Here is a 4,722-nt window from a genome sequence, read left to right on the forward strand (position 1 = left end):
TGTTGGTACATTGTTATGTAGGGTGCGTCGCTGCTCATGTTTAATGAAACTTGCAGATTGACTGGTGGCGACGCACCGATGCTTACGACAAGATTGTGTGTACCGCATATACATGGAATATGCTGTAAGTCAATCGATTGCGCGATTTTAGATTTTAGATTTTAGATTGACTTGCGCGAGATAAATTCGGGGGCTTGTATCCTGGATGCTCTCGGTCACAATAGCCTGCAAAAACTCTTTTCAAATCTAAAATTTGAACCTATGGAGGAATTTTATTGCTCCATAGGTTCAATGGAACTAACCGAATCGATTTCCCTCGACTTGTTCCTCGAACTTTCCAAAATATCAACAGTATTCTTAATAAAACCAGCCATCGGCACAGCAACTAACAAACCTGCTATTCCTGCCACCTTAACCCCCACCAGCAGCGCCACTAAAATCCACACAGGATTGAGACCGATAAAACCGCCTAATAACCGAGGAGCAACCCCACTTTCAATTATTTGCTCAATTACTGTAGCGACAGCTAAAACTGTGACGCCGAGCCAAAAGTTGCTTAATGTGATCAGCAAACTGACAATGCAAATACTGAAAGGTGCCCCGAAGGGAATCATAGTCATTACACCCACACCCAAACCGAACAGAAGTCCGAAGGGAACTCGCATAATTAAAAAAGCAACAGTGATAGACAATCCCATCAAACCCGCCAAAGTTGCTTGCCCGACGAAGTAGTTGTGGAAGCTGCGCGCCAGCAACTCTCGCAATTGAAGGCTATGCTTGGAAGGAAACCATTTAAACAATCCTTCCCATACGCGATCGCCGTGCAAGAGCAAGTAGAATGTCACGACTATTGTGAGGAGGAAATTCAACAGACTGTCTGCAGCACCCAAGCCAAATTTGAGAATTTCGCCAGTGAGAGACTGCAATTGAGATGAAAGTCGATCGCTCAATTGGGTAGTCAAACCGCTAACATCAATGCGGAGATTGCGATTTTCCGCCCAATTGTGGAATGCTTCAATCTGTTCTGTGCCAGAAACTATCCAAGTCGGCAGTCGGGTGGCGAGTTCAGTGATTTGGTTTAGCAGAATGGGTGCCAGAGTGATACCTAAAACCACCAATAGCAGTAAAGTCAAAAACAATACCGACAAAACTGCTCGATCGCGCTTCAAGCCGTATCTGTGCAGAAAGCGCACTGGATAATCTAGCAAAAAAGACAGCACTGTAGCCACTACCAAAACTGTAATCAGGGCGCGAAAATATTCAAAGACTAGGAGGGCTAACCAGCAGTTGAGTACCGCTAGGGGAAATACCAGTCCGTAAGTCCACCACTGCTGCAGTTGAGTGAAACGTCTCATCTAAGTTAACCGAGTTAAAATTTGAGATGCAAGATGTGAGATTGGCGCTGCTATTTGCCCTTCTCCGTTAACCATTTTATAGTGCATTTATTTATACCCGACTGCTGAAACTTCTCAGTTGCTCTGCCAGGGTAAATTGGGTTGCTGGCAGGCAGTGCCTGCCACAACTATGTTATATCGTTTCCGCTGGTATGGATATATTACCTGCGAAAATAATTTCTTTTCGGTTGGCACGGCAGCGGTTTGCAGCGCGCGATTCAGCCTTTTTCACCATGCCGTTCGAGAGCTAATTGAATTAAACGGTCTACTAATTCAGGGAAAGAAATGCCGTCCGCTGCCCACATTTGCGGATACATACTGGTAGCTGTAAAGCCGGGAAAAGTGTTGATTTCGTTAATCAAAACTTCTCCGGTTGATTCAATGTAGAAAAAGTCTACTCGCGCTAAACCTGCTGCGTCTACAGCCAAAAATGCTTGCACGGCCATTTCTTGGATTTGCGAGACGATCGCACCGCTGACTTTTGCCGGGATTGAGCAGTCGGCTTGTCCCTGGGTATATTTAGTTTCGTAGTCGTAGAAATCGCTTTGAAAACTAATTTCTCCCACCGTTGAAGCTTGGGGATTATCGTTACCTAAAACTGCACATTCTAATTCTCTAGCCACCACACCCGCTTCGACAATTATCCGCCTGTCGTAGCTGGCGGCGCTGTCGAGAGCTGATTCTAACTCAGCGCGCGATCGAGCTTTAGAAATTCCCACAGACGAGCCCAAATTGGCCGGTTTAACAAAGCAAGGATAGCTCAAATCTGCTTCAATTTTATCGCAGAGTTTGGGGAAAACGCAAGGATTAGACCAGATTTCCGAACGGTTGACAGCGATGTATTTTACCTGCGGCAAACCAGCCTGAGCAAAAGCCATTTTCATGGCAATTTTATCCATTCCCAGCGCCGAACCTAAAACCCCGGAACCGACAAAAGGAACTTGCATTAATTTCAGCAACCCTTGCACCGTACCATCTTCACCGTTTGGCCCGTGCAAAACAGGGAACCAAACATCTACAGCATTAAAATTAGGAAACTGTCCAGCGGGAGAGTCGTCTTCTCCTGTTTGTTCCTCTATTTCCAGAGGTTTTCCGGTGGCTAAGACTTGTTGAGGTAATGTTCCCGACAGCCAGCGGCCGTTTTTTTGGATATAAAAGGGCAGAACTTCGTATTTAGACGCATTTTCCTCCGCAGCCAAGGCGCCGGCGATCGCCCGCGCCGAACTAATTGAGACTTCGTGTTCGCCCGATCGCCCCCCGAACAATAGCCCGATCCGCATCATTGTCATTTTTCACTACTCCTAGGACTTTTCGACAAATATACACGCAGAGAGCGCAACTAAGGCACATACGAACCGCTTTAAGACTACTTATCTCCTCCCTTCCACTCTTCCTCTGTGTCCTCTGCGCCCTCTGCGGTAAAAAAAATTACATCTTCTTAGAAAAGTTCACCAGTAAGCCGTCCCCTATCTCATTCCGGTGCTATTTAAAGCATTTCCCCCGTCAAACTAAAAGCGCGAATATCTGTAATTTTAACCCGCACAATTTTACCCGCCAATTCAGCAATATCGCCCTTAAAAAATGTGAGACGATTGCCGCGAGTGCGCCCCATCACCTGAGTTGAATCTTTAAGATTCTGGACTTCCACCAAAACCTCTTCAGTGCGTCCGAAATAGCGCTGCGATCGTTCCATCGCCGTTGTTGTCACTACATGATTGATTCGTTGCAGGCGATCGGCTTTCACCTCCTCACTCAACTGATTTTCCCACAAAGCCGCCGGCGTCCCAGGGCGAGGCGAATAAGCCGCAGTATTCACCAAATCGAAACCAACCTCTTCGATCAACTTCAAAGTCTTCTCAAACTGCGCTTCCGTCTCCCCAGGAAAACCGACAATCGCATCCGCAGTAATCGAAGCATCCGGCATATAACGGCGAATTGTATCAATAATCCGGCGGTATTTTTCCTGAGTATAACCGCGCGACATCGCCTTCAAAATATCATTATCCCCGGACTGAAAAGGAATGTGAAAATGTTCGCAAACCTGCAGTAATTCAGCACAAGCCTTAATCAATCTTTCCGTAAAATAGCGCGGGTGGCTAGTAGCAAATCTGAGGCGATCGACACCAGGCACATCCTGCAAGAAATAAAGCAAATCCGTCAAAGTATGCTGGTTGCTGCCGCCCGGTTTTGTCCCCGGTAAATCGCGTCCGTAAGCATCAATATTTTGCCCCAATAAAGTTACCTCCTTGTAACCTTGACGGCCCAAATCTTCCATCTCAGCGCGAATAGCCTCCGGCATTCGCGACTGTTCAACCCCGCGAACATTGGGGACAACACAATAAGTGCAGCGTTCATTGCAGCCGTAAATTACATTCACCCAAGCAGTCACCTTGCTATCCCGGCGCGGCTTAGTAATATCCTCCATAATCTCAACAGCTTCAGTCGCCACAATTTGATTGCCCTCAAAAACTTGTTCCAGCAAATCTTCAAGTCGGTTAGCGTGTTGTGGCCCCATTACTAAGTCTAATTCCGGCACTCTCCGCAGCAGCGCTTCACCTTCCTGCTGCGCCACGCATCCAGCTACGATTAAAGTTAAACCCGGTTCTTGGCGCTTGCGATGAGCTTGCCTTCCGAGGTTAGAATAAACTCTTTGTTCGGCATTATCGCGAATTGTGCAAGTATTGTAGAGAATCAAGCTAGCTTCGTTCGGGTCTTCCGAGAACTCAAAGCCCATATTTTCGAGAATGCCGGCCATCCGTTCCGAGTCGGCTTTATTCATCTGGCATCCGAAAGTAGTGATGTGATAGCGGCGAGGTTTAACGGTCATGGCGAATTGCAGGCAAATAAAAAATATAGGTTTTCAACCTTAACCAACTATTATATAACAAGTCTAAACCCTTTGTGAACTTTTCTTTTTATCAGTCTTTTATTTTTCTCAGCACCCTCTGCTGTTTATGAGACTTATTGCATAAATCTTTGATGGATAGGGGAAACCGCAGATCAACGCATATCAACGCAAATGCCTTTCAAGATAGTTTGCAAAGGCATACAATCTTGCCTCTTAAAAAAACCACTTTCACAAATCTGTAGGGTGTGTGAGGCGCGGCGATTAACTTGCGCTACCGACAATCAATCTTAAACCGCGCATCACGCACCAAAATCTCGTTGTTGCGGTGCGTGAGTGTTAAAAATATCACAGTTTGAATTCAAAAACTACTCGCCCTCACGCACCCTACACCCAAAGTCCTGATGCTAAGGAATGAGAATTAAATAACTTACAATGCGTGATGGTTCTTGTGGGATGGGCGTCCCGCCCGTCCAGAAAGGG

General features: G+C 46.3%; 3 protein-coding genes. All 3 read right to left on the bottom strand.

The window, feature by feature from the left end; translation table 11 throughout:
* Window positions 1-272: 272 nt before the first annotated feature.
* The 3 genes from QT990_RS35285 to miaB all read right to left on the bottom strand — a co-directional run bounded on the left by QT990_RS35285 (window position 273) and on the right by miaB (window position 4,221).
* A complete protein-coding gene (locus QT990_RS35285) occupies window positions 273-1,355 on the bottom strand; it encodes an AI-2E family transporter (RefSeq protein ID WP_333466383.1) in 1,083 nt (360 codons plus the stop codon).
* 257 nt (window positions 1,356-1,612) lie between these two features.
* Entirely contained in the window at window positions 1,613-2,683 is a 1,071-nt protein-coding gene (locus tag QT990_RS35290; protein WP_333307304.1) for a D-alanine--D-alanine ligase family protein, read from the bottom strand.
* A 197-nt stretch (window positions 2,684-2,880) separates the two neighbouring features.
* The gene (gene miaB / locus QT990_RS35295; RefSeq protein WP_333143307.1) at window positions 2,881-4,221 is read right to left on the bottom strand and encodes a tRNA (N6-isopentenyl adenosine(37)-C2)-methylthiotransferase MiaB; all 1,341 of its coding nucleotides are present in this window, start codon (window positions 4,219-4,221) and stop codon (window positions 2,881-2,883) included.
* Window positions 4,222-4,722: the final 501 nt, after the last annotated feature.

It is taken from the genome of Microcoleus sp. T3_B1 (assembly GCF_036700445.1).
In the GTDB taxonomy this organism is placed as follows: Bacteria; Cyanobacteriota; Cyanobacteriia; order Cyanobacteriales; family Microcoleaceae; genus Microcoleus.

Coding starts and splice junctions, on each gene's coding strand:
- miaB (WP_333143307.1), bottom strand. CDS start 4,221: ATGACCGTTAAACCTCGCCGCTATCACATCACTACTTTCGGATGCCAG.
- QT990_RS35285 (WP_333466383.1), bottom strand. CDS start 1,355: ATGAGACGTTTCACTCAACTGCAGCAGTGGTGGACTTACGGACTGGTA.
- QT990_RS35290 (WP_333307304.1), bottom strand. CDS start 2,683: ATGACAATGATGCGGATCGGGCTATTGTTCGGGGGGCGATCGGGCGAA.